This window comes from Actinoplanes sp. NPDC049598, from assembly GCF_040675435.1.
In the GTDB taxonomy this organism is placed as follows: Bacteria; Actinomycetota; Actinomycetes; order Mycobacteriales; family Micromonosporaceae; genus Actinoplanes.
The window spans coordinates 88,070-114,469 of record NZ_JBFAOX010000025.1; the positions used below are offsets into that span (position 1 = coordinate 88,070).

General features: G+C 71.4%; 28 protein-coding genes. 11 read left to right on the top strand and 17 right to left on the bottom strand.

The genetic code is table 11. The features are described from left to right. Positions 1-21: 21 nt before the first annotated feature. Positions 22-882 carry a LysR family transcriptional regulator gene (locus AB0J66_RS39120; RefSeq protein WP_364672125.1) on the bottom strand — a complete coding sequence of 287 codons (861 nt, stop codon included), beginning with the start codon at positions 880-882 and terminating at the stop codon, positions 22-24. Positions 883-951: 69 nt separating this feature from the next. On the opposite strand from AB0J66_RS39120, the gene AB0J66_RS39125 reads away from it, so the two are divergent. Further along, positions 952-1,827: an NAD(P)H-binding protein gene (locus AB0J66_RS39125; RefSeq protein WP_364672126.1), complete on the top strand. Its 876-nt coding sequence runs from the start codon at positions 952-954 to the stop codon at positions 1,825-1,827. Between the two features lie 35 nt (positions 1,828-1,862). Here the strand turns inward: AB0J66_RS39125 and AB0J66_RS39130 are convergent, their stop codons facing one another. Continuing rightward, entirely contained in the window at positions 1,863-3,971 is a 2,109-nt protein-coding gene (locus tag AB0J66_RS39130; RefSeq protein WP_364672127.1) for a bifunctional polysaccharide deacetylase/glycosyltransferase family 2 protein, read from the bottom strand. Positions 3,972-4,051: 80 nt separating this feature from the next. Between AB0J66_RS39130 and AB0J66_RS39135 the strand changes: the two genes are divergently transcribed. Beyond that, on the top strand, positions 4,052-4,612 hold the full coding sequence (locus tag AB0J66_RS39135) for a hypothetical protein (protein WP_364672128.1): 561 nt from the start codon (positions 4,052-4,054) through the stop codon (positions 4,610-4,612). Positions 4,613-4,858: 246 nt separating this feature from the next. Here AB0J66_RS39135 and AB0J66_RS39140 read toward each other — a convergent pair whose 3' ends face one another. The 5 genes from AB0J66_RS39140 to AB0J66_RS39160 are packed head-to-tail and all read right to left on the bottom strand — an operon-like array spanning position 4,859 to position 9,700. Next, on the bottom strand, positions 4,859-5,923 hold the full coding sequence (locus AB0J66_RS39140; protein ID WP_364672129.1) for a VWA domain-containing protein: 1,065 nt from the start codon (positions 5,921-5,923) through the stop codon (positions 4,859-4,861). After that, positions 5,923-6,900, bottom strand: a complete 978-nt coding sequence (locus tag AB0J66_RS39145) for a VWA domain-containing protein (RefSeq protein WP_364672131.1) — start codon at positions 6,898-6,900, stop codon at positions 5,923-5,925. Before AB0J66_RS39145 ends, AB0J66_RS39140 begins: the two co-directional genes overlap by 1 nt. Before the next feature lie 58 nt (positions 6,901-6,958). Beyond that, positions 6,959-7,840 carry a DUF58 domain-containing protein gene (locus AB0J66_RS39150; RefSeq protein ID WP_364672132.1) on the bottom strand — a complete coding sequence of 294 codons (882 nt, stop codon included), beginning with the start codon at positions 7,838-7,840 and terminating at the stop codon, positions 6,959-6,961. A 2-nt stretch (positions 7,841-7,842) separates the two neighbouring features. Then, positions 7,843-8,859, bottom strand: a complete 1,017-nt coding sequence (locus AB0J66_RS39155; RefSeq protein ID WP_364672134.1) for an AAA family ATPase — start codon at positions 8,857-8,859, stop codon at positions 7,843-7,845. Positions 8,860-8,875: 16 nt separating this feature from the next. Continuing rightward, positions 8,876-9,700, bottom strand: a complete 825-nt coding sequence (locus AB0J66_RS39160) for a trypsin-like peptidase domain-containing protein (protein WP_364672135.1) — start codon at positions 9,698-9,700, stop codon at positions 8,876-8,878. A 122-nt stretch (positions 9,701-9,822) separates the two neighbouring features. Here AB0J66_RS39160 and AB0J66_RS39165 point away from each other — a divergent pair, with 122 nt between their 5' ends. From AB0J66_RS39165 to AB0J66_RS39185, 5 genes are all read left to right on the top strand, one after another. Next, the gene (locus tag AB0J66_RS39165) at positions 9,823-10,308 is read left to right on the top strand and encodes a TspO/MBR family protein (RefSeq protein ID WP_364672137.1); all 486 of its coding nucleotides are present in this window, start codon (positions 9,823-9,825) and stop codon (positions 10,306-10,308) included. An 86-nt stretch (positions 10,309-10,394) separates the two neighbouring features. Continuing rightward, complete coding sequence (locus tag AB0J66_RS39170; protein ID WP_364672138.1) at positions 10,395-12,110, top strand: YncE family protein; 1,716 nt, start codon at positions 10,395-10,397, stop codon at positions 12,108-12,110. Further along, positions 12,107-12,532 (top strand): sigma factor-like helix-turn-helix DNA-binding protein, encoded by a 426-nt coding sequence (locus AB0J66_RS39175; RefSeq protein WP_364672140.1) that lies wholly within the window; start codon positions 12,107-12,109, stop codon positions 12,530-12,532. Before AB0J66_RS39170 ends, AB0J66_RS39175 begins: the two co-directional genes overlap by 4 nt. Next, positions 12,529-13,230, top strand: a complete 702-nt coding sequence (locus AB0J66_RS39180; protein ID WP_364672141.1) for a zf-HC2 domain-containing protein — start codon at positions 12,529-12,531, stop codon at positions 13,228-13,230. Before AB0J66_RS39175 ends, AB0J66_RS39180 begins: the two co-directional genes overlap by 4 nt. A gap of 109 nt (positions 13,231-13,339) precedes the next feature. Then, positions 13,340-14,641, top strand: a complete 1,302-nt coding sequence (locus AB0J66_RS39185) for a hypothetical protein (RefSeq protein WP_364672143.1) — start codon at positions 13,340-13,342, stop codon at positions 14,639-14,641. 142 nt (positions 14,642-14,783) lie between these two features. On the opposite strand, the gene AB0J66_RS39190 is transcribed toward AB0J66_RS39185, so the two are convergent. Both AB0J66_RS39190 and AB0J66_RS39195 read right to left on the bottom strand, forming a co-directional pair. Further along, the gene (locus AB0J66_RS39190; RefSeq protein ID WP_364672145.1) at positions 14,784-15,422 is read right to left on the bottom strand and encodes an SDR family oxidoreductase; all 639 of its coding nucleotides are present in this window, start codon (positions 15,420-15,422) and stop codon (positions 14,784-14,786) included. A 271-nt stretch (positions 15,423-15,693) separates the two neighbouring features. Beyond that, positions 15,694-16,008 carry a hypothetical protein gene (locus AB0J66_RS39195; protein ID WP_364672146.1) on the bottom strand — a complete coding sequence of 105 codons (315 nt, stop codon included), beginning with the start codon at positions 16,006-16,008 and terminating at the stop codon, positions 15,694-15,696. 119 nt (positions 16,009-16,127) lie between these two features. On the opposite strand from AB0J66_RS39195, the gene AB0J66_RS39200 reads away from it, so the two are divergent. Both AB0J66_RS39200 and AB0J66_RS39205 read left to right on the top strand, forming a co-directional pair. After that, a complete protein-coding gene (locus AB0J66_RS39200) occupies positions 16,128-17,084 on the top strand; it encodes a Ppx/GppA family phosphatase (protein ID WP_364672148.1) in 957 nt (318 codons plus the stop codon). Between the two features lie 177 nt (positions 17,085-17,261). Beyond that, a complete protein-coding gene (locus AB0J66_RS39205) occupies positions 17,262-17,741 on the top strand; it encodes a GNAT family N-acetyltransferase (protein WP_364672150.1) in 480 nt (159 codons plus the stop codon). Here AB0J66_RS39205 and AB0J66_RS39210 read toward each other — a convergent pair. The 7 genes from AB0J66_RS39210 to AB0J66_RS39240 all read right to left on the bottom strand — a co-directional run bounded on the left by AB0J66_RS39210 (position 17,631) and on the right by AB0J66_RS39240 (position 24,599). Further along, a complete protein-coding gene (locus AB0J66_RS39210; RefSeq protein WP_364672152.1) occupies positions 17,631-18,290 on the bottom strand; it encodes a response regulator transcription factor in 660 nt (219 codons plus the stop codon). The genes AB0J66_RS39205 and AB0J66_RS39210 overlap by 111 nt on opposite strands. Positions 18,291-18,344: 54 nt before the next feature. Continuing rightward, the gene (locus tag AB0J66_RS39215; RefSeq protein ID WP_364672153.1) at positions 18,345-18,473 is read right to left on the bottom strand and encodes a hypothetical protein; all 129 of its coding nucleotides are present in this window, start codon (positions 18,471-18,473) and stop codon (positions 18,345-18,347) included. 146 nt (positions 18,474-18,619) lie between these two features. Next, entirely contained in the window at positions 18,620-19,564 is a 945-nt protein-coding gene (locus tag AB0J66_RS39220) for a zinc-binding dehydrogenase (RefSeq protein WP_364672154.1), read from the bottom strand. Next, positions 19,561-20,202 (bottom strand): 4'-phosphopantetheinyl transferase superfamily protein, encoded by a 642-nt coding sequence (locus AB0J66_RS39225; RefSeq protein ID WP_364672156.1) that lies wholly within the window; start codon positions 20,200-20,202, stop codon positions 19,561-19,563. Before AB0J66_RS39225 ends, AB0J66_RS39220 begins: the two co-directional genes overlap by 4 nt. 4 nt (positions 20,203-20,206) lie before the next feature. Then, entirely contained in the window at positions 20,207-21,223 is a 1,017-nt protein-coding gene (locus AB0J66_RS39230) for a glycoside hydrolase family 6 protein (protein ID WP_364672157.1), read from the bottom strand. Continuing rightward, entirely contained in the window at positions 21,223-23,157 is a 1,935-nt protein-coding gene (locus AB0J66_RS39235) for a galactose oxidase early set domain-containing protein (protein ID WP_364672158.1), read from the bottom strand. The genes AB0J66_RS39230 and AB0J66_RS39235 overlap by 1 nt, the downstream gene beginning before the upstream one ends. 20 nt (positions 23,158-23,177) lie before the next feature. After that, positions 23,178-24,599: a glycosyltransferase family 2 protein gene (locus AB0J66_RS39240; protein ID WP_364672159.1), complete on the bottom strand. Its 1,422-nt coding sequence runs from the start codon at positions 24,597-24,599 to the stop codon at positions 23,178-23,180. Between AB0J66_RS39240 and AB0J66_RS39245 the strand changes: the two genes are divergently transcribed. Next, positions 24,598-24,801: a hypothetical protein gene (locus AB0J66_RS39245; protein WP_364672160.1), complete on the top strand. Its 204-nt coding sequence runs from the start codon at positions 24,598-24,600 to the stop codon at positions 24,799-24,801. The genes AB0J66_RS39240 and AB0J66_RS39245 overlap by 2 nt on opposite strands. A gap of 222 nt (positions 24,802-25,023) precedes the next feature. Beyond that, on the top strand, positions 25,024-25,605 hold the full coding sequence (locus AB0J66_RS39250) for a TetR family transcriptional regulator (RefSeq protein ID WP_364672161.1): 582 nt from the start codon (positions 25,024-25,026) through the stop codon (positions 25,603-25,605). Between the two features lie 10 nt (positions 25,606-25,615). On the opposite strand, the gene AB0J66_RS39255 is transcribed toward AB0J66_RS39250, so the two are convergent. Continuing rightward, positions 25,616-26,335, bottom strand: coding sequence for an SDR family NAD(P)-dependent oxidoreductase (locus tag AB0J66_RS39255; RefSeq protein WP_364672194.1), 720 nt, complete (start codon positions 26,333-26,335; stop codon positions 25,616-25,618). Positions 26,336-26,400: the final 65 nt, after the last annotated feature.

Here is a 26,400-nt window from a genome sequence, read left to right on the forward strand (position 1 = left end):
CGCCGCGGTGTGCTCGGCCGATCAGCCTCCGAGGAGCGCCGCCTCGGGGGTCTGGGCGATCTCCCGGGCGACCCGGACGAACGCCGCCACCTCGAGCGAGCGGGACTCGGCCGGCCAGGCCACCTTGAGGCTCACCGGCGGCAGGTCCTCCACCGGGCGGAAGGCGGTGTTCGGCCGGGGGAAGCGCCGGGCCACCCACTCCGGCAGGAACCAGACGACACCGCTCACCTCGACCAGGTTGAAGATCTGGGACAGGTCGAAGGGCCTCGCGAGCGGGGTGACCATGCGGCCGTTCTGCGCGTCGGATCCGTCCGGAAGCTTCTTGCCCCGCAGATCGGCCAGCGTGAGGGTGGTGCGCGCGGCCAGCGGATCGGCCGCGGCCAGCGCGACCATGCTCGGACCGGTCACCAGATCCTCGGTGTCCAGGCCGCGCTCGTCGAACGGGCCCGGCAGCATCACCACGTCGGCCCGCCCGTCGTGCAGGGCCGGCACCTGCTCGCCGCGCCCGCCCAGCAGCAGCTCGACCGGCATCACGTCGTAGGCGTCGAGGATCCGGGGCAGCAGCCCCGCGTCGTAGTCGGCCTTCAAGGCCAACCGCAGCGTCCGCGTGGGCTGCCCGGCCCGGCGGGCCCGGCGCTGGGCCGCGGCGACCGCGTCCAGGGCGACCCGGGCGTCGGCCAGCAGGGTCTCGCCGGCCGGGGTGAGCGCGACCTGGCGGGTGGTGCGGACCAGCAGCTGCACGCCGAGCTGGCGCTCCAGCTCCCGGATGGCCCGCGACAGCGGCGGCTGGGCCATGCCGAGCCGCTCGGCCGCCCGCCCGAAGTGCTGCTCCTCGGCCACCGCCACGAAGTAGCGGAGCTGCCGCGTCTCCAGATCACTCATACCGCCACGGTATCAATCCGGACGGAGCCGGTCTTTCCGGTTTCCGGCCGGCCCGCGTTGACTCAACGCATGATCGTTGTTACTGCTCCCACCGGCCAGATCGGTGGCCAGGTGCTTCAGAACCTGCTCGACGCCGGCGCGCCGGTCCGCGTGATCGCCCGCGACCCGGCCCGGCTCGCCCCCGGCGTCGCCGAGCGGGCCGACATCGTCCAGGGCTCGCACGGCGACCCGGCCGTCGCGGCGGCCGCCCTCGCCGGTGCCGACGCGGTCTTCTGGCTGGTCATGGCCGACCCGAAGGCGCCCGGCGTCGACGCCGCCTACTCCGGCTTCACCCAGCCGGTGCTGGGATCCCTGCGCACCGCCGGCCGCGTGGTCGGCATCTCCGCCCTCGGCCGCGGCACCCCCGTGGCCGGCCGGGCCGGGCACGTCACCGGCTCGCTCGCCCTGGACGACCTGATCGCCGGCGCCGGTGTGCCGTACCGGGCCCTGACCATGCCGTCCTTCATGGACAACATCCTGCGCCAGGCCGGCCCGCTGGCCGAGACGGGGATCCTCCGCGGCCCGTACGTCCCCGACCGCCCCATGCCCTCCGTCGCCACCCGCGACATCGCCGCCGTCGCGGCCCGGCTGCTGCTCGACGACGGCTGGACCGGCTTCGAGGAGGTCCCGGTCCTCGGCCCCGACGACCTGACCTGGACCGAGATGGCGGCCGTCATCGCCGGCGTGCTCGGCCGCCCGGTCCGCTACGAGCAGACCCCACCCGACGTCTTCAAGGCCAACATGCAGCGCTTCGGCAGCTCCGAGCCGATGGCCCAGGCCTTCCTCGACATGGCCCTGGCCAAGAACGAGGGCCTGGACACCGTGCCCCCGGGCACGCCCCGCACCCGCACCCCGACCGCGTTCCGCCAGTGGTGCCTGGACGTCCTGAAGCCCGCCGTCTCCTGAGCGCCACCAGCGGGTCCATCGTCTCGCCGCACGGCTCAGCTGTGCGGCGGGGCGTCCCCGGTCGGCAGCTGCTGGCCGATCAGGGCGTTCAGCCCGCCGGTGCGCCGCAGCTTCTGCCAGCCGAGCCGGATGCCGCGCACGGCCGACAACATCGACTGGATCAGCACGAGATACATGAGCTGGCGATAGACGAACTGCTGCAACGGCATCCGCCACAGCGGCCGCCATGATTCCTTGTCCAGCTTGAACGCGTACATGGTGCTGACCAGCTGGAGCAGGAGCACGCCGAGCCAGGCGGCCAGGGTCAGCAGCGGGTCCAGGAAGATCAGGCCGTAGATCAGGAACACGTCGATCAGCGGCGACAGCAGCGGCATCAGCGTCTGGAAGAGAGCCAGGTTGAGCAGGCCCCGCCGGCCGAACTTGCCGCCCGGGCCGCGTTCGAACAGCGCCCGGCGGTGCTTCCACATCGCCTGCATGGTGCCGTAACTCCAGCGGTAGCGCTGCTTCCACAGCTGGGCCATGGTGGCCGGGGCCTCGGTCCAGGCGCGCGACCGGTCCTCGTACACCACCCGCCAGCCGGCCCGGATGATGGCGATGGTCAGATCCGTGTCCTCGGCCAGTGTGTCCTCGCTCAGACCGTTGACCTGCTCCAGTGCCTCGCGCCGGAACGCGCCGATGGCCCCGGGCACGGTCGCCATGCACTGCATGATGTCGTACGCGCGGCGGTCGATGCTGAAGCCGACCACGTACTCGATGTGCTGCCAGAGCGGGATCATGCCCCTGCGGTTGGCCACCTTGGCGTTGCCGGCGACGGCGCCGATGCCGGCGTCGGCGAATGGCTGCACCAGCAGGGCCACCGTCTCCGGCTCGAAGACCGTGTCGCCGTCCATCATCACGACGACCTCGGTGCCGGCGTGCGCGATGCCGTTGTTCAGCGCGGCCGGCTTGCCGCCGTTGGGTTGCCGGACCACGGTCACGTTGGCGTGCCCGAGCGATTCGGCGATCGCCGCCGTGCCGTCGGTCGAGCCGTCGTCGATCACGATGATCCGGATCGGGTGGGTGCTGCCGGCCAGCGAGCGGAGGGTGTCGGCGATCATCTCCTTCTCGTTGTACGCGGGCACGAGCACGGTCACCGGCTTCTCGTACGGCTCGCCGCTGCGGGCCCGCCTCGCGTGCTTCCGCGCGAGCCACAACATCAACAACATCCGGGCGATCATCAGGACGCCCAGCACCAGCAGCAGCGCGGCGAACCAGTCGGTGATCTTCTGCGCGAACTGCACCGCGCCGACGATCCCGAGCCCGTAGACCCGTTCGCCCGTGGTGGCCTTCGGGTTGACCGTCGACATCCCGGTCAGCGCCTTGATCGTGGTGAACGAGTAGCCCTCGTTCTTCAGGTACGGGATCACCGACTCGAGCGCGGTCGCCGTCTTCGACCGGTCCCCGCCGCCGTCGTGGAACAGCAGGATGGCCCCCGCGCCATCGTCGGGCAGCACGGCGTCGATGATGTCCTGCGTCGTGGTGCCCGGCTCCCAGTCCTTGCTGTCGAGATCGTTGACCACCGTCAGGTAGCCCTTCTCGCCCATCTCGGCCATCACCGACCAGGTCGGGTTGTCCAGCGCGGCGACGGTCGACGAATAGGGCGGCCGGAAGATCACGCTGGAGATGTCGGCGGCGCCGGAGAGGGCGAACTGGGTCTCCGACATCTCGACGTCCCGCCGCCACCGCGACTTGGTCGACATCTCCGGGTGGGTGAACGTGTGGATGCCGATCTCGTGCCCGGCCTCCTTGACCTGCCGGGTGATCGACGGATACCGGCTGATCTCGGAGCCGATCTGGAAGAAGACACCCGGTACGTCGTACTTGTCGAGGACCTTCAGGATCTCCGGGGTGTACTCCGGGCTCGGCCCGTCGTCGAAGGTCAGCACGATCTTGTTGTCGGGCACGGTCACCGTGGTCGTGGTGGTGCCGTCGGTCTGGATGACCGGCCCGCCGCCCCGCGCCGCGTCCGGCACCTCGTCGGTCTGCGAGGTCGACTCCGCCGCGCCGTCCTGGGTGAACTCGCCGGTCACGAGTCCGTTCACGAGCAGGATGCTGGCGAACAGGCCGAGCACGATCGCGAGCAGGACCCACCGCGGCTGAGGCACGCGAATACGCCGCCGAACGGGCGTCTCCTTCAACGTTTCGACAGACACGATTCAGCGTACGAGCCGGGTGTGCCCGCCTTTTGCGGAACGCTTCTTTTGCCGTTCAGCCTGTCGTCGCGCCCTACATCGACATCGTCAGCGGGACGGCCGACATCAGCGCCATCGCGTCGGCGACTGGCCAGAAACCGTTCGCGCCGGCCTTCGTCGTGGCCGGCAGTTCCGGCTCGTGCACCGCCACCTGGGGCGGGTCGACCGCCCTGAACGACAGCACGGTCGCCGCCGGCATCGCCGAGATCACCGCACTCGGCGGCACCCCGATCGTCTCCACCGGTGGCGCCGACGGCACCTACCTCGAGACCGCCTGCTCGTCGACGGATGCGCTGGCCGCGCAGTACGAAGCGGCCCTCGACCAGGCCGGCAGCCACGTCCGTCAGCGCCACGTGCTCCGGCACCGCCCAGACCGGGTACGCCTTCACGTCGCTCTTCACCAAGTTCACCGGCTGATCGCGCCTGTGGACAACTCCGTGGACAGTCAGCTGGTCGATGACGCCGAGGCGGTCGCGGACGTGGACACCGTGGCCTTGGTGGAAAGGCCGGAGTCGGATGCCTGGACGACACTCGCGCCCACGACCGCCATGTAAAGGATGGCGAAAAGGGCCACGAAAAAGCCGAGCACGCCGACCAGGCGCTTTCGGCGGCCGGTCGAGTCGACGAATACCTGAGTTGTTTTCTGCACACGGAAAAGCTATGGACCGAAGCCGAAAGATTCGCTGTCCGACAGCTAAGCCGTTTCTGTGGATGTGCACGTCGACAACACGCAGAGTGATATTTCGGAAGCGATCAGCGACGAGCCGGGCGGAGTCCCGGCCGGTCGGCATGACAGCGGGTCACCTCTTCGGCAACGGCACCCTGTTCCACCAGAGAGAAAGGCCCACCCCGGCGAACACCAACAATGCCCCGGCCAGCACGAACCAGGCGGTGACCTCGACCTCCTGCTTGCGCAGGTTGAATTCGCGGGGCAGGTCGGTCAGCACGTCCACCAGTTGATCCGCGTCCTCGGCCCGGAAATACTTCGCGCCGGTCACGTCGGCCACCTTGGTCAGGGCGTCCTCGTCGATCTCCTGATTGCGGAAGCCGCCCCGGCCACCGCCACCACCGAAGCGGCCGCCGCCGAACGGGGAGTCGCCGCCGATCTGGTCGGCCGTGCAGACCATCGGGGCCGGCGTGGTCGTGCCGAAGCCGATGGTGAAGACGCGGACCTTGCGGGCCGCCGCCTGCTCGGCCGCGGTCACCGGGTCGACGCCGGTGGTGTTGGAGCCGTCGGTGAGCACGACGATGGTGTCCGGCTCGTAGTCGCCGGGCTGGGCCGGCGCCGCCGGGGCCAGGTCGGCGCCGGTCTTGGCGACGTTCGGGTTGGTCTCGGCGATGGCGTCGATCGACGTGAGGATGGCCTGGCCGATGGCCGTGCCGCGGGCGGTCTTCAGGGTGCCGATCGCGTCGATCAGCGAGTCCTTGTCGGTGGTGGGGGCGACCAGCAGCCCGGCGATGCCGGAGAAGGCGACCAGCCCGATCCGGGTGCCGTCCTGCTGGGCCTTGATGAACTCGCGGGCGGCGTCGGTGGCGACGGTGAAGCGGTTGGGCTCCACGTCGGTCGAGCACATCGAGCCCGACACGTCGATCGCCAGCAGGATCGACGTGCTGTTGGAGGGCACGGACAGGGTCGCCTGGGGCCGGGCCAGCCCGACCGCGAGCGGCAGGAAGCCGGCCAGGAAGAGCCAGGCCGGGAGCTTGCGCTTCCAGGAGGTACGGCCCGGGAGCGCGGCCCGGATCACGGCGACGCTGGAGACGGTGACGGCGGTTCGTTTGCGGCGCCGGTTCAGCCACCAGCGGGCCGCCAGCAGCAGCGGCACGGCCAGCAGCGCCAGCAGCGCCCACGGCCAGCTGAACGACATCAGACGATCCTTCCGTGCCAGCGGGTGCCCAGCAGCGCGCCGAGCATGAGCAGCAGCAGCGCGGCGCCGGCGAACGGCGCGGTCAGCTCGACCGGCTCCTTCTTGGCGGTCAGGCGCAGGTCGATCGACTTGGTCGTGTCGGCCACCGCCGCCGCGTCACCGGCCGGGTGGTACGCGCCCCCGGTGACCTGCGAGATCGTGGTGAGGGTCTGCTCGTCGAGCCGGGTGCCGAGCTGGAAGCCGTCGACCTCGACGGTCGCGCCCTTGGCCGTGCCCACGCCGACGGTCTGGATGCGGACGCCCGCGGCCGCCGCCAGCTCGGCCGCGGCCTCGACGTCGGGGCCACCGGTCTCCTGCCCGTCGGAGAAGACCACGATCGTGGCTGACGGCCAGTAGCCCAGCTCGGGTGCGGCCGCGCCCTCCTCGGGCAGGCTGACCGGCTTGCCGGTGATGGTGCCCAGGCCGACCAGGATGGCCTGGCCGAGCGAGGTGCCGCCGCTGGCCGAGAGCCGGCCGATGGCGGCCACGGCGGCGTTGTGGTCGTCGGTCGGGGCCTGGGTGAGCAGCGCCTGGTCGCCGAAGACGAGCACGCCGACGTCGACCGTGCCCGGCTGGTCCTCGACGAAGTCCTTGGCCGCCTGCTGGGCCGCGCCGAGCCGGGACGGGCTGACGTCGGTGGCCCGCATGCTGTTCGAGACGTCGAAGGCCAGCAGCACCGTCCCCGACACGTGCGGCACGCTGAGCTCGGCCTGCGGCCGGGCCAGACCCGCGATCAAAAGCGGCAGGGCCAGGAGCAACAGCCCGTACGGCAAGTGGCGCCGAACCGCCGCGCGGCGTGAGGCGCCGCCGGCCAGGGCGCCGAAGCCGGCCGCCTGCAGGGCGGCGGTCCGCCGGCGCTGCAGCGTCACGTAGCCCCAGACCGCTGCCGCCGTGACCACCACCGCGGCGATCAGCACCAGCGGATAGAGAAAGCTCATGAGCGCCTCCGCCCCGGGCGGCGAGCCGCGTCGATCGCATCGGGCACGCGGTGGAGGCTCATCGGCGTCCCCGTCCGGACTTGCGGACCATCTCGATCAGCGCGGAGAGCATGTCCTGATCGGTGGTGACCCGGTGGGCGGCCACGCCGGCCTTGCGCATGCCCTCGGCCACCTCGTCCTCGCGGGCGCCGACCTGGGTGGCGAGGCGGCCGCGAAGCAGCGGGTCGCTCGTGTCGACCAGCAGTTGTTCGCCGGTCTCGGCGTCCTCGACGAGGATCAGGCCGACGTCGGGCAGGTCGAGCTCGGACGGGTCGACCACGCGGATCACCACCACCTCGTGCCGGTGGGTGAGCATGGCCAGCGACCGGTCCCAGCCCGGCTCGCCGATGAAGTCCGACATCACGAAGACCAGGCTGCGCCGCCGCGACGTCGTGGTCGCCGCCAGCCGAAACATTTCGGACAAGTCAGTTATGTGAGCGGACTTCGGGGGGACCGTCGTCAGCGAACGCGTGATCCGCAAAATCTGGTCTCGGCCCGGGCGGGGTGGAATGACCTCGCGAGACTCATTGTCGAACAGGATCGCGCCGACCCGGTTGCCGCCCTGCGACACGAGCCGGGCCAGCGCGATGGCCAGCTCGGCGGCCACCGACTCCTTGCCCGCCCCGCGCCCGAACTTCATCGAGGCCGACCGGTCGACCACCAGCCAGGCGGTCAGCTCCCGGTCCTCGGTGTACTGCCGGACGAACGGCTCGTCGAGCCGGGCCGTGACGTTCCAGTCGATGTGCCGGACGTCGTCCTCGGCGGTGTAGGCCCGCAGATCGGTGAAGTCGATGCCGGCGCCGTGCCACACCGTGCGGTACGCGCCCTGCAGCCGCCCGTCGAGGCGGCGCCCGAGCCGCCACTCGAGGCGCCGCAGCAGCCTGTCCGGTGGGGTGGTCATGCCTACCGGCCCCGCCCGGCGGGCTCCGGGATCGCCACGTTGGCCAGGATCTTGGAGAGGATCAGGTCGGGCGTGACCTCGTCGGACAGCGCCTCGTAGGACAGCACCATGCGGTGCCGCATGACATCGAGGGCCAGGTCGGTCAGATCTTCCGGTACGACGTACTCGCGGCCCCGGATGAAGGCCAGCGCCCGGGCCGCCAGCACCAGGCTGATCGACGACCGGGGGCTGGCCCCGAAGGTCACGTAGCGGGCGAGGTCGGTCAGACCGGCCCGGCCCGGGTCGCGGCTGGCGTGGGCGAGCGAGACGGCGAACTCGATCAGCGACGGGTCGACGTACACCTGGTCGGCCTGTTCCTGGAGCCCGATCAGCGTCTCGGGGTCGATGATCTTCTGAATGACCGCGGCCCGGGTCAGCGACCGCTCGACGACCACGAACTCCTCGGTCGGGCTGGGATAGCCGACCAGGACCTTCATCATGAAGCGGTCGACCTGGGCCTCGGGCAGCGGATAGGTGCCCTCGGTCTCGATCGGGTTCTGGGTGGCCATGACCAGGAACGGGTTGGGCACCTTGTGGGTCTCGCGGCCGATGGTGACCTGCCGCTCCTGCATCACTTCGAGCAGCGCCGACTGCACCTTGGCCGGGGCGCGGTTGATCTCGTCGGCCAGCAGCAGGTTGGTGAAGACCGGGCCCAGCTGCACCTGGAACTCGCCGGTGGGCTGGTGGTAGACGCGGGTGCCGACGATGTCGGCCGGCACCAGGTCGGGGGTGAACTGCACCCGGTGGAAGTCGCCGCCGATCGCCTCCGCGAGGGACTTGACGGCCAGCGTCTTGGCCAGCCCGGGCACGCCCTCGACCAGGATGTGGCCGCGGGCCAGCAGGGCCACGATGAGCCGCTCGAGCAGGAGGTCCTGCCCCACGATGGTCTTCTTGACCTCGTAGAGCACCTTCTCGATCGGCCCGGCCGAGGCGGCCGGGGCGTCGGTCCAGTTGTAGGGGCCGCGGGCCGGCTGGTTCATGCGTCCGTCCTAGGTGTCATAGGGGTGGTGCCTGTCCGTCGCCCTCGCCGGCGCCGAGCGCGGCCCCGATGGGCACGGCGAAGCCGATGCCGATGAAGGTGCCGGCGTCGGTCGGGTTGGCGAGCGCCACCACGACCCCGACGACCTGGCCCTGCGTGTTGATCAGCGGGCCGCCCGAGCTGCCCGGGTTGACCGCCGCGTCGAACTGGATGAGCCCGGCGATGTCGCCACCCCGGTCACGGGCGAGGGTGCGCTCCAGACCGGAGACGACGCCGCTGGTGGTGGTCGCGGTCAGACCGAGCGGGTTGCCGATGGCGACCACGTCGTCGCCGACCGCGGAGCCGCCGCCGAGCACCGCCGGCACCACCGTCTCGGGCAGCTCGGCCGGGGTCAGGGTGGCGATGTCCTGGGCCGGGGAGGAGGTCGCGAGCTGGGCGGCCGTCTCGCTGCCGTCGGCGTACGAGATCTGGATGCTCTTGGCTCCCTCGACCACGTGGTACGCGGTGAGGATGGTCCCGTCGGCGTTGATGATGAACCCGGTGCCGCTGTCGGCGCCCTCGCCCCCGCCAGTCGCCTTGATCAGCACGACCGAGGGCCGCAGGGCCTGATAGACCTCGGTCACGGTGAGCGGGCCCTGGGAGGCGGATGCTGAGGGGGCCGGTCTTGAGGGTGCCGCCTCCGGGGCCTTTTCACCGCGGAAGATCACGACTGCGGTGATCGCCACCGCCCACACGACCGCCACGCCGATCAGCAGCCGGCGGCCGCTGATCTTCGGCCGGGGCCGCCGCGGGGGCGGCTCGGCGGGCGTCTGATCAGCGTCGTCGGGCCGCAGGACTTCCATCACCGCGCACCCGCATCAGTTCGCATCTCTCGACTCTAGGAGCGGTTTCTCAAAATCCGCTAAGAGCCGCCGCGCCTTTTCATAAGGCGTTTCACCTGCCGGGACGCGGGCATTCCGGGCTTATGTCGTACGCCGCCCGAAGCCCGCACACCACTCACCGCTGGTGGGCCCTGCTCGGTTTCGGGCTGGCCGTCTTCGTCGCCGCCGCGATCGGCGGCCTCGGCGTCTCCGGCACGTCGGCCGAGTACCAGGGTCTGGAGCAGCCCGCCTGGGCGCCCCCGTCCTGGTTGTTCGGGCCGGTCTGGACGGTCCTCTACGTGATGATCGCGCTGGCCGGCTGGCTGGCCTGGCAACGGGCCGGTTTCACCATGCCGATCTGGCTCTACTCGGCCCAGCTGGTGCTCAATGCGATCTGGACGCCGCTGTTCTTCGGCGCCGGCCAATACGGGCTGGCCTTCGCCGACATCGTCGTGCTGTGGCTGCTGATCGGCGCCACCGTCGTCGCGTTCTGGCGGGTCCGCCGCGGGGCCGCGTTGCTCCTGCTCCCGTACTGGGTCTGGGTCACCTACGCGAGCGCGCTGAACCTCGCCATCTGGCAGCTCAACTAGAACAACGCATCTCGAAACAGGTGCCAACTTCGCTCCGTCTCTTCCAAAACTACCCGTCGTCACAGCATGATGATCGCGGGGACACTATGAGTGAAGATCACCTGCCGCCGAGTGTGCTGTCCGAGATCGGGAGCCCGATCCGGGAGAGCAGGCTGTCCGCGGTGGACGAGCTGGTCAAGCTCGCCTGGGGCGCCGACCTGGCGAGCGCTTCCGCCGCGCGCCAGGCCATCCAGGCGATGATGGACGACGACAGCCGCGCCGTCTCCGCCGCGGCGGCCGCGGCCCTGGAGCGTACGGCCATGCGCCTCGAGCCCGAGCGCGTCGACTTCGGCGTGGTCGCGGCCGAGACGCCCCGGCTGGTGGCCGACGTGCGGGTCGAGGGCCCGCCGCTGGCCGTCGCCGGCGCCACGGTCACCGTCTCCGGCCCCGGCCTGCGGGCCATGCTGACCGACCGCCAGCTGCGCATCATGTGGCTGCCCCGGTCGGACTGGCTGGACGGCTCGGTCACCGTGCGCGGCCCGGCCGGCTGGGCCGAGGTCCGGGTCACCGGCCAGGTCGCGGCCGCGGTGCCGATGACGAGCGGGCCGTCCGAGCCGACCGTCGTCCGGACCTACGACGGCGTGCCCGGCTTCGGCGGCTACGGCCCGGCCCGGGTCACCGTGCTGCCCCCGCCGCCCCCGCCGCCGCGCCGCCAGATCGGCACGACCGTGCTGGTCGCGATCCTCACCACGCTGGTCGTGCTGGGCGGGGCCGGCGTCGCGATGGCTCTGCTCAACAGTGGCACCCCGAGCCGCACCGTGGCCGCCGAGCCCACCACCGAGCCCGAGGCGGTCGAGTCGTTCGGGTCCGCCGTCACGCCGCAGGTCACCCGGGTGCCGCTCGGCGCGCGGGTGAAAAGCCTGGCCACGCCCAAGGTCGTGGCCACCGTCCCGGTCGGCACCGAGCCCGAGGGCATGGCCGTCTCGCCCGACAGCCGCACGGTGTATGTGGCGAACCAGAATTCGCACGTCCTCTCGGTCATGGATGCGGCCACCCGCAAGGTCACCTCGGTGCAGCTGCGCAACACGCCCCGCTTCGCCACGACCTCGCGCGACGGCCGCCTCGTCTTCGTCTCCATGTACGAGGACGACAAGCGCACCGGCAGCGGCGTGGCGGTGGTCGACGCGCGGACCCGCAAGGTCGTGCGCTACCTGGCCACCGGCATTCAGCCGTACACGTTGTCGGTCGGCCCGGACGGCGCGCTCTGGGTGCCCATCCACAGCGAGGGCCGGGTGCAGATCTTCAAGAGCGGCAGCCTGGAGCTGACCGGCGACATCGTGCTGCCGCCCAACCCGCACGCGGTTGGCTTCTCGCCCGACCTCAACCGCGCCTTCACGGCCAACCACGAGTCCAATCTGGTCTCCGTGATCGACATGCGGACCATGACGCTGATCAAGACGATCGCGGTCAGCAAGGCGCCGCACAGCATCGCCGCCTCGCCGGACGGGCGGGTCGTGCTCGTCGCCGGGTTCGACGCCGACTCGGCCGACCTGATCGACGCGAACACGCTCAAGCGCACCGGGCCGTTCAAGGTCGGGCGCCAGCCGCAGAGCGTCGGTGTGTCGGCCGACGGCAAGCACGCGTACGTGGTCAACGAGGGCGACAACACGATCTCGGTGCTGAACACGGACTCCGGCGCCGTGACGGCCACGGTCAAGGTCGGCGGCAGCCCGCGCACGATCTCGGTCGCGGCCGACGGCAAGCTGGCGTACGTCTCCAACGGCAAGGACCACACCATCTCGGTGCTGCGGGTGGGGGAGTGAGCCGGCGCGACCTCGCCGCCGGCGAAGTGCTGGTGCGGCGGCTCTTCACCGAGCACGGCGCGGCGCTTCTGGCGTACGCGTCGCGGCTGCTCGGCGACCACACGCAGGGCGCCCAGGTCGTGCAGGAGACGCTGGCCCGGGCCGCCTTCGACGACGGCCGGGCCGCGCTCTTCCGGATGGCGCGTGATCTGGCCGTCGACCGGCTGCGGGCCCGCCCGCAGGCCACCCCGCCGCCGACCGGCTCGATGGAGATGCTGCGCGCCGTCGAGGAGCTGCCCCCGGAGGAGCGCGAGGTGCTCGACGCCCTCTACTTCCAGGGCCGCAACGTCAAGGAGGCGGCGGCGTCGCTGGGCGTGCCGGCCGAGACGGTCAAGGTCCGCAGCTATCAGGCGCTGCGGCGGCTGCGCGGGGTCACGGCATGAGCGGGCACGAGACCGATCAACTGGGCGCGTACGCGCTGGGGGTGCTCGACGACGACGAGTGGGCCGCGGTCCACGCCCACGTCGAGGGCTGCGAGGACTGCCGGCGCGAGGTGGGCGAGCTGCGGGCCACGGAGGAGCTGCTGGGCGAGGTGCCGCCCGAGGCCTTCCTCGACGGGCCACCTCCGGGGGGCGAGCTCCTGCTGCAACGCACTCTCGCGCAGGTACGAGATGAAGGGAACCGCCGCGAGCGGAACCGCCGTCTCGTGTGGACGCTGGCGGCGGCCCTGGCGGCGATCGCCGCCCTGGGCGGTGGGGCCTGGGCCGGCCGGAGCACCGCACCCGCGGCCGTCGCGGCCGCCGCATCGCCCCAGCCGCCGCCGGCCTCGGCCGCCCCGCCGGTCTCGGGGGCCGCGACCAACGCCGCGACCGGGGTCAGCATGAACGTCACGGTGAAGCCGGCGGCCGGCTGGGTGCGCCTGAGCGCCAGCGTGGCCGGCATCCCAGCCGGTGAGCAGTGCCGCCTCTACGTCGTCGGCTCGGGCGGCGACCGGCAACTCGCCGGCAGCTGGCTGGTCTCCGAGGCGGCGGCCACGGGTGGCACCACGGTGGACGGCAGCGCTCTGGTCGCCCCGGCCGACCTGGTCTCGGTCGAGGTCGAGACGTACGCGGGAAGGCCGCTGGTCCGGGTCGATCTGTAATTGATCGAGCTCGAAGTCTCGCGCGGCGCTGCTGAGACGCATATTATCAGAGCGTGATGGCTCGGATACGAAGCGTCACTGTCGCCGAGGGCGGATGGAGGTGGACCCGATGACCTCCGCCGGATGGTTCGCGCTCGGCATCACGGTTTTCGGCTCGCTCTGCTACGCGACCGCCTCGATCCTGCAGGCCGTCGGCGCCCGCCGCAGCGTCGGCACCGTGCGGACCATGGCCCACCCGCTCTACATGCTCGGCCTGCTCTTCGACATCCTGGCCTGGATCGGCGCGATGATCGCGCTGCGCGAGCTCGCCGTCTACGTCGTCGAGTCCATCCTGGCCGGCTCGCTCGCCATCACCGTGCTCGTGGCCCGCTTCGCTCTCGGCTGCCGCCTGCGCAAACGCGACTCGGTGGCGGTGGTCGTGACCATCGCGTCGCTGAGCTTCCTGGCCCTGTCGGCCGGCCCGCAGGACGACGTGCACACCAGCGACGAGCTCCGCTTCGCCCTCTGCGCGGCCGCGATGGTCATGGTGCTGGTCGGCTGGGGCGCGGCCAAGGTGCAGGCGCCGGGCGGGCTGATCGCCGCCTTCGCCGGTCTCTCGCTCGGCGGCGCCGCCCTGATCGGCCGCTCCCTGCCGGTGCCCGAGGGCCTCAGCGGCGGCCAGACGGCCCTGGCCATCGTCACCGAGCCGCTCACGTTCGCCCTGCTCACCTTTGCCGCGACCGGCATGATGCTCTACGCCCACGCCCTGCAGCACGGTGACGTCGGCCCGGTCACCGCGATCCACTGGACGGCCGAGGTCTGCGCCCCCTCGGTGGTGGCCATGGCTTTCCTGGGCGACACCGTCCGCGAGGGCTGGCTGCTCCCGGCCGTCCTCGCCGGCGTGGCCACCGTCTGCGCGGCCGTGGTCCTGGCCACCGCCCCCGCCACCCACGTCACGGCCAAGCCGGAGGACACCTTCCAGCCCGCCCTGGCCCAGTCGGTCCGGGCCGCGCTTCCCGCCCCCGAGGTCCCGGCCTGGGTCCGCCCGATCGGCGAAAAGGTCATCTGGTGGGGCGCCCCACCGATCTGGCGCCCACCCACCCGCGCCCGCGCGATCGAGCCCGCCTACCGCTCGGCCGCGGTTCCCCGAGCAGGCGCCGTCGCCTACCCGCCGGCTCCCGCGCCGACGGCCCGCGCCCAGGCGATGGTCCCGCCCTACCAGTCCCGCTCGTTGGCGCCCGCGGTCCGCGGCCAGGCGATGATCCCGCCGTATCAGTCCCGCCCGAGCACAACCCCGGCCCCCGCGCAGCACCCCGCGCCACCGGCCACCCGGCCGTCACCGCCGCCGCGCGTCGAGGCGTCACCGCCGGCCCCCACCCGCGAGCCCGACCCGCATTGGTGGAGCGCCCCCGCCGTCGACAGCGAGTGGTGATCGCCGCGGTGGTCATTCCCCCTGGCCTGGCGCGAGTGGTGGTCGTTCCGGCTGGCCCGGCGATCGGGTGGGCGGCGAGTGGTGATCGCTGTGGTGGGCGTTCCGCCTGGCCTGGCGATCGTGCCGGCGGTGGCGTCATCTCCTAGAGCAGGCGGACGGCCTCGGCGATCGGTGTCGCGCCGTTGTTGAAGTTGATGGTGCGGCCCACGGTGGACGGCTCGCCCAGCACCTCGGCCACGACCGCCGCCACGTCGGCCCGCGATACCGAACCAGAAGTGGACCCCTGCTCGGCCGTCTCGATCCGGCCCGTCCCGGCCTCGTCGGTCAGCGCGCTCGGCCCGAGGATCGTCCAGCTCAGCGACGACGCCCGCAGGTGGGCGTCGGCCTCGGCCTTGGCCTGCGCGTAGGCGTAGAAGCCGTTCTCCGGCGACACCCCATGATCCAGGCCAGCGCCGAAGTAGGACACCATCACATAGCGGCCCACTCCCGCTTGCTGCGCCGCGTCCATCGACCGGATCGCCGCGTCCCGATCCACCGCGTACGTCCGCTCAGGGTTGCCCCCACCCGCCCCGGCCGACCAGACCACCGCGTCGTGCCCCGCGAACAGCGCGGCCATCTCCCCGACGCTCGCCTGCTCCACATCGAAGACCACCGGCTCGGCGCCCGTCGCTGCCACCTCTGCCGTGTGATCGGCGTTCCGGAACACCGCCGTCGCCTCGTCCAGCAGCGGCAGCAGAAGCCGCGCCACCTTCCCGTGCCCACCCACCACAAGAACGCGCATTCCTGACACGTTACCCGCGGCCCCCACCTGCGGCCCGCCGAGCGCGGGGGTCCGCGCCACCTGCCGCTGACGGCGTGGGCCCGGGGTGAGCCGACTGCGTCGAGGTAGGCGCGATAGCGGTGGGCAGTGCGCCCACACGAGGCGGCGGAATGACGTGCGGCGCACGACGGCAGGATGACCGAGCTCGGCGAGCGCGGTACGGCCTCGGCGGCGTCGTCGCGCGATCCAGGGGGAGCGCGCCGCCCTGGATCGCGTAGGCGCCGCCGAGGAGCTAGCTGGCCGCGCGGTGGAGTTCGCCGGCCGGCACCCGGAGGGTGACCACGTCGCTGTCGCCCTCGACCCCGGCGGCGAGCTGGTCGGCGCCCGCGTAGACGTCGTTGGAGAGGGCGCCGGTGCCGTCGATGCGCAGGTAGCCGGTGATCATCAGGCTTTCGGCGATGCCGGCCACCGTGTCGGGGCGGACGTCGGTGCCGGCGGGCTGGACTGCGGTCACCGAGCCCACCCGGTCGCCGGCGGGGTCGACCACTGTCATGCCGGCGGTGACGTGGGCGATCGGCTGGGGTTCGGTCAGACTGTTCGGCTCCATGTGATCAGAATTTCCCCGGCGGACCGCCGCAAAACCCGACGGAACGCCGGGCCGCCGCCGATGGGTGGGTTTAGGGCGGCCCCCGCGTGGTAACTGCCGCTTCCGACGGGAGGCAGCGCATGCGGGCGGCAGTGCTCGACGTGGGATCCAGCACAGTCAATCTCTTGATCGGCGCCCCCGGCTCGGAGCCCGGCGCGTGGACCTCGTGGAAGGCGCACAGCTATCTCGCGGCCGACCTGCGCAAGGACGGCCGGCTCGGCCCGGCGGGCCGGCGGCGGCTGATCGACGCGGTGGACCGGGCCGTCGACGAGGCGCGCCGGGCGGGTGTCGAGGAGTTCCTGCCGTACGCCACCGCGGTGATCCGGGACGCGCCGGACCGGGCCGACGTGATCGATCACGTGGCCGCGGCCACCGGCGTCCGGCTCGGCACGCTCAGCGGGGTGGAGGATGCCGAGGCGACGTTCCTGGCCGCCCGCCGCTGGGCCGGCCGGTGTGGTCAACCGCTGCTGGTGGCCGACATCGGCGGCGGCTCGCTCGAGCTGGCCTTCGGCTACGACGTGAAGCCCGACTGGGCGGTTTCGCTCGATCTGGGGGCCCGTGTCCTGACCCGCCGGTTCCTGCGCGGCGGTGGGTCGTCGGCCCGCGGGGCCACCCGGGACCTGCGCCGGCACGTCCGGGCCGAGGTGCACCGGGCGCTCGCCGGCACGTCGTGGGAGGCCCGGTCGACCGCGGTCGCCGCCTCCAAGACCTTCCAGCAGCTGGCCCGCCTGACCGGCGCGCCCGCCCTGCGCCGCGGCCCCTCCATCGCCCGCCGCCTGCACCGGAGCCGCCTGCGTCCGTGGCCCGACCGGCTGGCCGCCATGCCGGCCAAGCGCCGCGCGAAACTCCCCGGCGTCTCCGCCCATCGAGCCGGCCAGATCGTGGCCGGCTCGATCGTCGCCGACGAGGTCATGCGCGGCCTCGGCCTGACCTCGCTCCGCATCAGCCCTTGGGGCCTGCGCGAAGGCATCCTCCTACGTCGCTTCGAGGGCGGCTGGCCCGACTTCGCCGACGCCCACTGGACATCCCTGCCGTGAGCGATCGCGCAGCACCGCTGTGGCGAGCGAATGTGCGGTGTCATCCGCGAGTTCAGGGTGCCGGATCTGCCCGTCACTCTCCGTGCAGACGAACGGCCAAGGCCGGCACGACGGGCGTCGTCCACCTGACCAGGCTCGCACCGGTCGTGGGCCGCTGCCATCACTTGCCGGTCTGTCATGCAGCATGATGTCGGGGTGACGGATCTGGCTGTCTGGCCTTTGACCATCAGAGCTCGGCGGTCGGAGGACCTCGATCAGTGTGTGAGCGTGCTGCGTGACGTGCGCTCGGTCAACGGCTACCCGACGAAGTGGCCGGCCGATCCCGCGGCCTGGCTGGACCGGCCGGAATTCGACCAGGCGTGGGTGGCCACGAGCTCGCCCGGTCTCATCGTCGGGCACGTCGCTGTACAGAACGGCCGGGAGGTCACACGGTTGTTCGTGGCGCCCGCGGCCCGGCGCCTCGGTGTTGCCCGGGCCATGCTTGATCACGTCGGCATCTGGGCCGGCGGCCGGCTCATTCTCAACGTGGTGGACCAGCCGAATTCTTCAGCGGTCGCGTTTTACGAGAGCACTGGATGGCGTTACACGCGCACGACGACCGCCGACTGGACCGGCCCGCGCGGCGAGTCTGTGCGGCTGCGCCACTACGTCCGATAGGCAAGAACGGGTTTCGCGGTTCATCCGCATTCTGACCACGATGAAAGGCGGTCGCACATCCTTGGTGAGATCGGCCGCCGTCAGGAGCTCAGGAACGTCAGGACGGCGCGTACCCGGCGGTGTGCGCTGTCGTCCGGGGGCAGGTCGAACCTCCGGGTCGATCGCGGTGCCGCCGGCCGCCACCCGGCGCAGAGCGTCGAGGAACTCATCCACTCGGGACACCCGGTCCTTGAGCAGGTAGCCGACCCCGCCGGCGCCCTCGGCGAGCAGCTCGGCGGAGTAGACGTGCTCGACGTACTGGGACAGCACCAGCACCGGCAGACCGGGCCATCGGCGCCTAGCCTCGGCGGCGGCCCGGACACCCTCGTCGCTGAAGGCGGGCGGCAGCCGTACGTCGGTGATGGTGACGTCCGGGGCGTGCTCACCGATGGTGGCCAGGAACTCCTCGGCGGTATGCAGCACCGCCACGACCGTCGCCCCCTCAAGCTCGAGCATCAGCCGCAGACCCTCGGCCAGCAGCACGTGGTCCTCTACGATCACGACCCGCACGGCCGCCTCCGGTTCACAGCGGATCGGCCTCGACCGTGCAGGGCAGCCGGATGGTCAGCACCGTCGGACCGCCGGCCGGGCTGGACGGGACAGGTTGCCGTCGAACGCGGCGACTCGGTGGCGGATGCCGCTCAGACCGGTGCCGCGGGACTCGTCGGCGCCGCCGGCACCGTCGTCGGTCACCACGATCACCAACCGCTCGTCGTCCAGATCCAGGTGGAGAGTCGACTGCCCGGCGCCGGAATGCTTGGCGACGCGGCGTCGCAGTCGGCGGCGACCATGAAGGTGTGCGTCTTCCCCGCCCTGGCCCTCGCGGCGCCGGGGGCCGGCTACAGCTTCAACGTGACCTTGCCGGTGGTGTGGCGGGCGATCAGGTCCGCCACGGCTCGGCGCACGTCCGCCAGGGGGTAGGCGGCCTCGACCAGGGGGCGTAGCCGGCCCGCGGCGACCAGGGTGAGCATCTCGGCGAGGGGCCCGCGGTAGGCGCCGGGGGTCGCGAGGGCGGGGCGCAGCCAGAAGCCGGCGACGGTGAGGTTGCGGTCGGCCAGGGTGGCCGGGTCGACCGGGCGGCGGCCCTGCCGGGAGGCGTTGCCGAAGGTCACGAGCCGGCCGAAGGTGCCGAGGACCTCGAGGCCGGCGTCGAAGACCGGGCCGCCGATCGATTCGAGGACGACGTCCACCGGGCGGCCGTGATTGGCCGCGGCGATCCTTTCCGCGTACCCCTCGGGTTCCCCGGAGACCGCGACATCGGCCCCCAGCGCGAGCACCAGATCGCGCTTGGCCTCGGTCGAGGCCGTCCCGATGACGCGGCCGGCGCCGAAGTGCCGGGCCAGCTGCACGGCCAGGGAGCCGACGCCGCCGGCGGCCGCGTTGACCACCACGGTCTCGCCGGGCTGGACGCGGGCGCTGCTGCGCAGCACGTGCCAGGCGGTCAGGCCCTGGACGAGCAGCGCGAGCGCCTCGGCGTCGCCGACCCCCTCGGGAACGTCGACCGCGTCCGCCGCCGCGACCACGGCCCGGGCCGCGAAGCCGCCACCGTCGAAGGTGGTCGCCATGACCCGGCGCCCGCCGGCGGTGCGGCCGACGACCTCGGTGCCCGGCACGAACGGCAGCGACGGCGTGGGCTGGTAGCTGCCGGCGATGCGGCTGGTGTCGGCGAAGTTCAGGCCGGCCGCGCTCACCTCGACCAGCAGTTGTCCCGGGCCGGGAACGGGCTCGTCGACATCGACGAGTTCGAGAGGGCCGCCGAAGCGGGAGCACTGCACCGCGATCACGCGAGGGACCCTACCGTCACCGCGGTGATGACAAGATCCCGTTCGATCGTGTAGCGGCCGCGGAACTCGGCGACGGGGGAGTCCGCGACGAGCGGGCGGCCGGTGAACGTCCGTACCGCCGGGTCGATCTGGAGAATGGCCTCGTCGAAGCCGAGCCAGCGCCCGGTCAGCGGGAACCACGCCTTGTAGATCGACTCCTTGGCGCTGAACAGCAGCCGGTCCCAATGGACGCCGTCGCCCAGCCCGGCCAGCATCTCGCGCTCCTCGGGCAGCGTGACCCCGGGCAGGACCTCGGGCGGGAGGGCGGCGTGGGGCTCGGCGTCGATGCCGACGGACGCGACCTTCGTGGCCAGGGCGACCGCCGCCGCGCGATAACCGGTGCAGTGGGTGATGCTGCCGACCACCCCGTCCGGCCACAGTGGCTGCCTCTTCGGGCCGGTCAGGATCGGCGCGGGTGGGAAGCCGAGCCGCCGCAGCGCCTCGCGGGCACTGCGGCGGCCGGTGATGAACTCGCGGCGCCGGCCCTCGGTGGCCCGCGCGATCAGCTGCTCCTCGCCGGGGAACGGGGCCTCGCCGGGGAGGTCGCCGAACGCCTCGACGGCGATCACTTCCGGGGGCACGAGGTCGATCAGCGTCACGCGGTCATGATGCCAGCGCCCGCGCGTACTCGTACCACCACTGCCCGGCCGGCGGGGCTCCGGGGGAGCAGGCGCCGTCCGATTCTCCCGGTCGCTTGACCCAGAGGTACGCGTCGACGAGCGCCTGCCCGGTCCGGGTGGTCGGCGCCTCGCCCAGTTTGCGGCCGGCCGGGTTGCACCAGTGGTGATCACCCGCGCCCACCTTGGCCGGGCCGTTGCCGTTGCGGCTGGTGTCGATCACGAAGTGCGCGCCCTGCAGCTGCTTCGACAGCGACGTCCCGTACCGGATGTTGTCGGCGGTCCGCTCGAAGTTCGCCACGTTCAGGGCGAAACCACTGGCCCGCTGTACGCCCGCACGGCGCAGCGCGGCGCTCATCTGCGCCGGCTTGCGGATCCAGGTCGGGTTGCCGGCGTCGAGATAGACCAGCGTTCCGGGGTTGGCCCGCAGCGTTGCCACGGCCTGGCTGAGCAGCCCCAACCGCTCGGCCGCGGCCTTGCTGTCGAGGCAGCCGCGCACGGTCTGGGCCACCGCGTCCGGCTCGAGCACCACCACCGAGCGCCGGCCGCGCAGCGCCGAGGCCAGCGACGAGATCCACTGCCGGTACGCGGCGGCGTCGGGCGCCCCGCCCGCCGAATGACCGGAGCAGTCCCGGTTGGGGATGTGGTAGAGCGTCAGCACCGGCAGCTTCCCGGCCCGCCCGGCATCGGCCACCAGTTGACGGGCCCGGTCGGCGTAGCCCGGGGCGGCGTCGGCGAACCAGGTCGCGGTGGGCCGGTCGGCGATGCGGCGGATGATCCGGGCGTCGGCGGTGCGGCCGGCCGTTTCCAGGGCCCGTACCTCGTTGGCCGCCGCCCCCGTGGGGTCGACGTAGAGGGCCTGACCGGTGAGCCGGCCGTTCCAATGTTCTTCGTTCTGGACGGCGTCCGGCGCCGGGTCGGTCCGGGCCGCGCTGATCGCCATGGGGGTGGCGATCCCGGCCGCGATGACAAAGGCTGCAAAAAGTACATATCGGCGTCGCATCAGCGCACCTGTACCCAGCGCGCCACCGACGGCACACCTCGGTCGTCGACCAGGAACAGCATGTACCACCCGGACGGCATCAGGCCTCGGCGCTTCGGGAAGGTCAGCGTCACCCCGTTCGGCCGCCGGACCATCGGCAGGGCGACCGACCGCTGGTCCACGTCGAGCACGTGGGTGACCGCGCTGGGCCGGATCATCCGGGCCGACACCGCGCGCCCGGCGTCCGGCGTCGGGAAGTAGATCACCGAGCCTCGCGACACCTCGCTCGGCCCGCTCGTGATCACCGGCCGGTCCTTCTTGTCGCCCTTGAAGAGGTACGGCGGGCTGTAGACCTCGATCCGCTTCTCGAACGAGCCCGGATTGCGCCCGCTCTCGTCGTACAGCGGATCGCTGCCCAGCGTGATCACCCGGCCGTCCGGGAGCAGGATCGCCTCGGAGTGGTAGTTGCGGCCGACCTTCGAATCGGCCGCCTTCTCGAACTTGTTCGAGTCCGGCCGGTAGATCTGCGAATTGAACAGGTCGCTGCGCGTCTCCCCCCGGTACGGGCCGCCGCGGTAGCCGGACGAGCCGCCGGTGGTGAAGACGCCGTCGTCGGGCAGGATCACCGCGTTCAGATAGCGCACCGGCTCGGGCAGGTCGGGCCCCGGACGGTAGACCGGATCGGGCTGGTTGAGGTCGACGATGTCGGTCCGCGCGGTCGACACCGGCGACTCGCCGATCCCGCCCCCACCGAAGATCATCACCCGCTGCCGCTGGGCCGGCGGGAGCAGCACCGACGAGCTGGTCTCGGTCATCCGCGGGTTGCGCAGGCCGGGAACGTCACGGAAGGAGTTCCGGGTCAGGTCCCAGATCCCGGGCGTACGGCCGATCTTGTCACTGCCGTAGCCGGAGTTGGACCCGGAGTAGAACAACCGCCCGTCGTCCATCATGTGGAACGCCGGATAGGTGGGGAACTGGCGTTTGAGCTGCGGCGTGGCCTCCCACTTGCGCCGGCTCACCAGGTAGCGCTCGTTGTCGCCGGGCAGCAGGCGGCCGAACTCGTCGAGACCGGAGACGGCGAGCACGTTGCCGTCGGGCATCTCGGTCAGCGTCGGGTACCAGCGGTGCTTGACCATGTCGCCGACGCGCACGTAACGCTCGGTGCGGGGGTCGAACTCGTACGAGGTCTTGTCACCGCCGTACTCCTGCTTCTCCCGGGTGATCTTGTCGGCCAGGCCGTAGATGTTGCGCTGGTCGTCGCCGGTCAGTCCGGCCACCTTGTATTGCGCGGGTTTTCGGACGATCGGTGCGTTGCCGGGTTTTTCGGCGTCGACCCAGACCTCGACCTCGGAGGCGTGGATCATTGTCGTGGGGCCGTGCTTCATCGCCATGGCCGGCTTGAGCGTGACATCGGCTCGCGTCCGATATCTCTCGCCCTTTTCGGACATAATGACCGTGCCCTTACGGAACAGGCGGGGGCTTCCGTTGGGGGACTCGTTCTTCAGCTTCATGACGCCGGCGGCGTGGGTGATGTCCTTGGCCAGCCGCTCGTACGACTTCGTACCCCCCGCCACCAGCACGTTCCCGTTGCCCAGGAAGGTGTGGCCGGCACAGAAGACGTCGGTCGGCGTCGGCACGTCGGTGAAGCGGTCGGTGGCCGGGTCGTACAGCACGGTCCGGAAGGAGCCCGCCTCGAACGCCTCCCGGTTGTTGCCGCTGCCCGCGATGATCAGCACCTTGCCGGTGTGCAGCAGCGCGGCGTGGATCGCGTTCACCTTGAAGCCGTCCGGCACGTGCAGGCGCGACCAGTGGCCGTACTTCTGCTTGTAGGACTGCCGGTTGATGGTGAACTCGCGGTAGGCCTCGTTCGCGGCGGCCATCATCGGCCGGTTCACGGCGACGACGAACCCCAGCACCACCAGGGTGATGAGGTAGGTCAGCAGTCGCCGGGGCAAGCTCGGTCTGGGTCGGGGGGTCATTGCTTCTTCCTGGTAGTCAGCCACAGAGCGGTCGGCGCCAGGCAGATGGCCAAGTTCAGGCTCGGCCAGAGCCACATCGCGCTGTCCACGTGATGACCGATCGGTGCGCTGGCCAGCAGGGCGGCGTAGAAGGCCGCCCACAGCAAGCTGTGCCGGAAAGTGCTCAACCGGTCGGGGCTGGTCGAATCGCCCTTGGGAGTAACGACGAAACCGGCGCGACGGCGCAGCACCGCCCCGACATAGGAAGCCACATAGACCGGCGCGCACAGCGTGGAAGCGATCATGCCGGTGAGCCCGGACGACCCCGCCTCCTCGTGCGGCGAGACGTTGTGCCGGCGGTTGAAGACGTACAGGCCGACCTGGAACAGCGCGGCGTCCACGTAGAGCATCAGCCACACCTCCTGGGGCACCTGCACCCCCTTGGCGCCCAGGACGAGATAGCAGGTCGCGTTCAGGGCGCCGAGCATCCAGGCCAGCGCGGTCAGCGGGTAGTACGACATCAGCAGCCCGTAATGCAGGCTGCGGCGGAACCCGAGCCGCCAGGCCAGCCGGTGGAACTTGGTGATCACGACCTCGTCCGTGCCGCGCGACCACCGGTGCTGCTGGCTGAAGTAGTCGGTCCAGGACGACGGCCCCTCGCCGACCGCCAGCACGTCCGGCGTGTAGACCGACCGCCAGCGCTTCCCGGTCCGCTCGTTCTTGGCCGCGTGCACGGCCAGGCTGGTCGCCATGTCCTCGGTGATCGAGTCCTGCAGCCCGCCGATCGCCTTCAGGGCCCTGATCCGTACGGCGTTGTTGGTGCCCACGAGCATCGCGATGCCGTGCTTGTTCCCGGCCCGCTGCAGCAACGAGTGGAACAAGTACTGCTGCGACTCGGCCCACCGCGTGACGACGTTGTCGTAGTTGCCGTAGATCTGCGGCCCCACGACGAAGGCCACATCCTCGTCGTGGAAATACCCGAGCAACCGCTCGCAGAAGTTCGGCAGCGGCACATGGTCCGGATCAACTGAGACAAAGACGTCGTACGCGTCGCCGTGCCGGTCCACCCACGCGTTGTAGTTCCCGTGCTTGGTCCGCGCCTTGAACGCGCCCTTGGCCTGGTTGTACGCCTCGACGCCCTTGCGCGAGAAGTGCCGCACCCCGATGCGCGCGCACATCGCCTTCACGCCGGCGTCGTCGCCCTCGTCCAGCAGCCAGACGTCGTACGGCCCCGGATGTCTCACCCGGCGGGCGGCCCGCAGCGTCCGCTCCACCATCTCCACCGGCTCCTTGCCCGGCACGATGGTCGTCAGGAAGGCCACCCGGAGCCCGGCCGGCGCCACCATCGGCTGCGGATCCCGCGCCCACAAGGTCGCCAGACACAGCGTGACCACGTTGACCAGCCGGAACAGCTCGATCAGCCCGGTTGCCCCGATCATGACCGCGGTCGCCGCGAACAACCACGGCCGCATTTTTTGGTCAGGCATTTCGATCGACGACACGAGCCAGAAGAAGAATGTCGTCTCGAACCCGAACGCCAGCACCGTGATCGCCAGCGTGGTCAGCGGCCGCCGCCGCGCCAGCCGCCGCATCCGGACCCGTTTCTCCGGCCCCGCGGCCGGCCCCGCCAGCACGCTGTAGGCCGGATAGTCATACCTCGGCGAGCCGTCAACCGCGGGATGTACGGGGGGCATCTTGACGCGACCCTGCAAAACCCACAGCCTCCCCGCTGAGCCCAAACAAACGTCCGGGGAGTCTCAGTGCGGATCAGTCCGACAGGACGGACATTCTGTCCGATATAGCCACAGATCGATCCCTGCCCGGCGGATTTATCTATCCAGTTAGTCAGTTAGGCTGGCCGGCATGGTGGTACGAGATGCGCAGGCGACCCGGCGGCGGCTGATCGACGCGGCGGCCGACGAGTTCTCGGCGTACGGGATCGCCGGCGCCCGGGTCGACCGGATCGCGGCGGCGTCCAAGAGCAACAAGGCGCAGATCTACCACTACTTCGGCAGCAAGGATCAACTGTTCGACGCGGTGATGAGTGACGTCGTCACCCGGACGGCGACCGCGGTGCCGATCACGGTCGGCGACCTCCCCGGATACGCGGGCCGGCTGTTCGACGCGTACGAGAACGATCCCCGCATCGCCCGGCTGGCCATGTGGCACCGGCTGGAGCGCCCCGGTGACCCGGAGCGGCTGGACGTGCTGTCCGACACGATCAAGGACGAGGTGGCGCAGATCCGGGCCGCGCAGAAGGCGGGCTCGCTGCCGGCCCACTACCGCCCGGTGGATCTGCTCAACCTGGTCCTGCACATGTCGTTCCTGTGGGTGTTCGTCTTTCCGGAGCTCCAGGCGCAGATCGCCAAGTCGTCGCGCACACACCGCCGGCAGGTGCTGGTCGGGGCCGTCGCCGCGCTGGTGAGCCCAGCGCCGGTCGGGTGACGATGCTCCCTTAGAAGGCGAAGCGGGCGGCGGTGACCCGCTCGCTGTACTGCCACAGGCGGGCGCCCTCGGCCGGGTCGGCCGCATCGCGCGGCAGCGGCAGCTGCTGGGGGGTGCCCGAGGTCTGATCGCGCCCGGCCGGGCCGTAGAACGCGCCGGCGACGATGTCCGGGCTGGTCGCGGCGTATAGCGAGGGCCAGGCGGCGCCCTCGGGCGAGCCCATCGCGATGGTCCTGGTCAAGGCGATGACCAGGCGCGTGAGCAGGCTCTGGTTGTGCCGTTGCAGACCGGTCACGGCGGCGCCGGGATGCACGGCGACCGGCACGATGCTCGTTCCGGCCAGGCGGCGGGCCAGCTCCGCGGTGAACACGACGTTGGCCCGCTTGGACTTCGCATAGGCGCGCATCCCGCCGTACCGCCGCTCGCTCTTGAGGTCGTCGAGCCGGCCGACGGCCCAGGTCGCGGCGATCGAGGCCAGGGAGCCAAGGTCGAGCACGGCCGTGCCCACGTCGGCCGCGCTGTACCCGCTACGCAGCCCGGCGGCGGCGTCGTCGAGACGGCCCTGGTCGCGCCCGGCGAGGATCACCGCGGCCCCGTGCCGCACGAGCACCTTGGCGGTCTCCAGCCCGATGCCGCCGTTCCCCCCGGTGATGAAGGCGGTCCGGCCGCGTAGGTCCCCGATCCGCTCCGGCGTCCAGTGCTTATTTACGAGGGCGGCTCCCGTTCCTATCTTCTGACCGGTTAGTTAGAAGATAGGCGGCCTTCTCGGTCGTGGTAAACTAACTGGTTAGTTGG

Excerpts from the sequence above, each read along its gene's own strand:
- AB0J66_RS39120 (WP_364672125.1), bottom strand. The coding sequence starts at position 882 with ATGAGTGATCTGGAGACGCGGCAGCTCCGCTACTTCGTGGCGGTGGCC.
- AB0J66_RS39125 (WP_364672126.1), top strand. The coding sequence starts at position 952 with ATGATCGTTGTTACTGCTCCCACCGGCCAGATCGGTGGCCAGGTGCTT.
- AB0J66_RS39140 (WP_364672129.1), bottom strand. The coding sequence starts at position 5,923 with ATGTCGTTCAGCTGGCCGTGGGCGCTGCTGGCGCTGCTGGCCGTGCCG.
- AB0J66_RS39145 (WP_364672131.1), bottom strand. The coding sequence starts at position 6,900 with ATGAGCTTTCTCTATCCGCTGGTGCTGATCGCCGCGGTGGTGGTCACG.
- AB0J66_RS39150 (WP_364672132.1), bottom strand. The coding sequence starts at position 7,840 with ATGACCACCCCACCGGACAGGCTGCTGCGGCGCCTCGAGTGGCGGCTC.
- AB0J66_RS39155 (WP_364672134.1), bottom strand. The coding sequence starts at position 8,859 with ATGAACCAGCCGGCCCGCGGCCCCTACAACTGGACCGACGCCCCGGCC.
- AB0J66_RS39160 (WP_364672135.1), bottom strand. The coding sequence starts at position 9,700 with ATGGAAGTCCTGCGGCCCGACGACGCTGATCAGACGCCCGCCGAGCCG.
- AB0J66_RS39165 (WP_364672137.1), top strand. The coding sequence starts at position 9,823 with ATGTCGTACGCCGCCCGAAGCCCGCACACCACTCACCGCTGGTGGGCC.
- AB0J66_RS39170 (WP_364672138.1), top strand. The coding sequence starts at position 10,395 with ATGAGTGAAGATCACCTGCCGCCGAGTGTGCTGTCCGAGATCGGGAGC.
- AB0J66_RS39180 (WP_364672141.1), top strand. The coding sequence starts at position 12,529 with ATGAGCGGGCACGAGACCGATCAACTGGGCGCGTACGCGCTGGGGGTG.
- AB0J66_RS39185 (WP_364672143.1), top strand. The coding sequence starts at position 13,340 with ATGACCTCCGCCGGATGGTTCGCGCTCGGCATCACGGTTTTCGGCTCG.
- AB0J66_RS39190 (WP_364672145.1), bottom strand. The coding sequence starts at position 15,422 with ATGCGCGTTCTTGTGGTGGGTGGGCACGGGAAGGTGGCGCGGCTTCTG.
- AB0J66_RS39195 (WP_364672146.1), bottom strand. The coding sequence starts at position 16,008 with ATGGAGCCGAACAGTCTGACCGAACCCCAGCCGATCGCCCACGTCACC.
- AB0J66_RS39200 (WP_364672148.1), top strand. The coding sequence starts at position 16,128 with ATGCGGGCGGCAGTGCTCGACGTGGGATCCAGCACAGTCAATCTCTTG.
- AB0J66_RS39205 (WP_364672150.1), top strand. The coding sequence starts at position 17,262 with ATGCAGCATGATGTCGGGGTGACGGATCTGGCTGTCTGGCCTTTGACC.
- AB0J66_RS39230 (WP_364672157.1), bottom strand. The coding sequence starts at position 21,223 with ATGCGACGCCGATATGTACTTTTTGCAGCCTTTGTCATCGCGGCCGGG.
- AB0J66_RS39245 (WP_364672160.1), top strand. The coding sequence starts at position 24,598 with ATGACCGCGGTCGCCGCGAACAACCACGGCCGCATTTTTTGGTCAGGC.
- AB0J66_RS39240 (WP_364672159.1), bottom strand. The coding sequence starts at position 24,599 with ATGATCGGGGCAACCGGGCTGATCGAGCTGTTCCGGCTGGTCAACGTG.
- AB0J66_RS39250 (WP_364672161.1), top strand. The coding sequence starts at position 25,024 with ATGGTGGTACGAGATGCGCAGGCGACCCGGCGGCGGCTGATCGACGCG.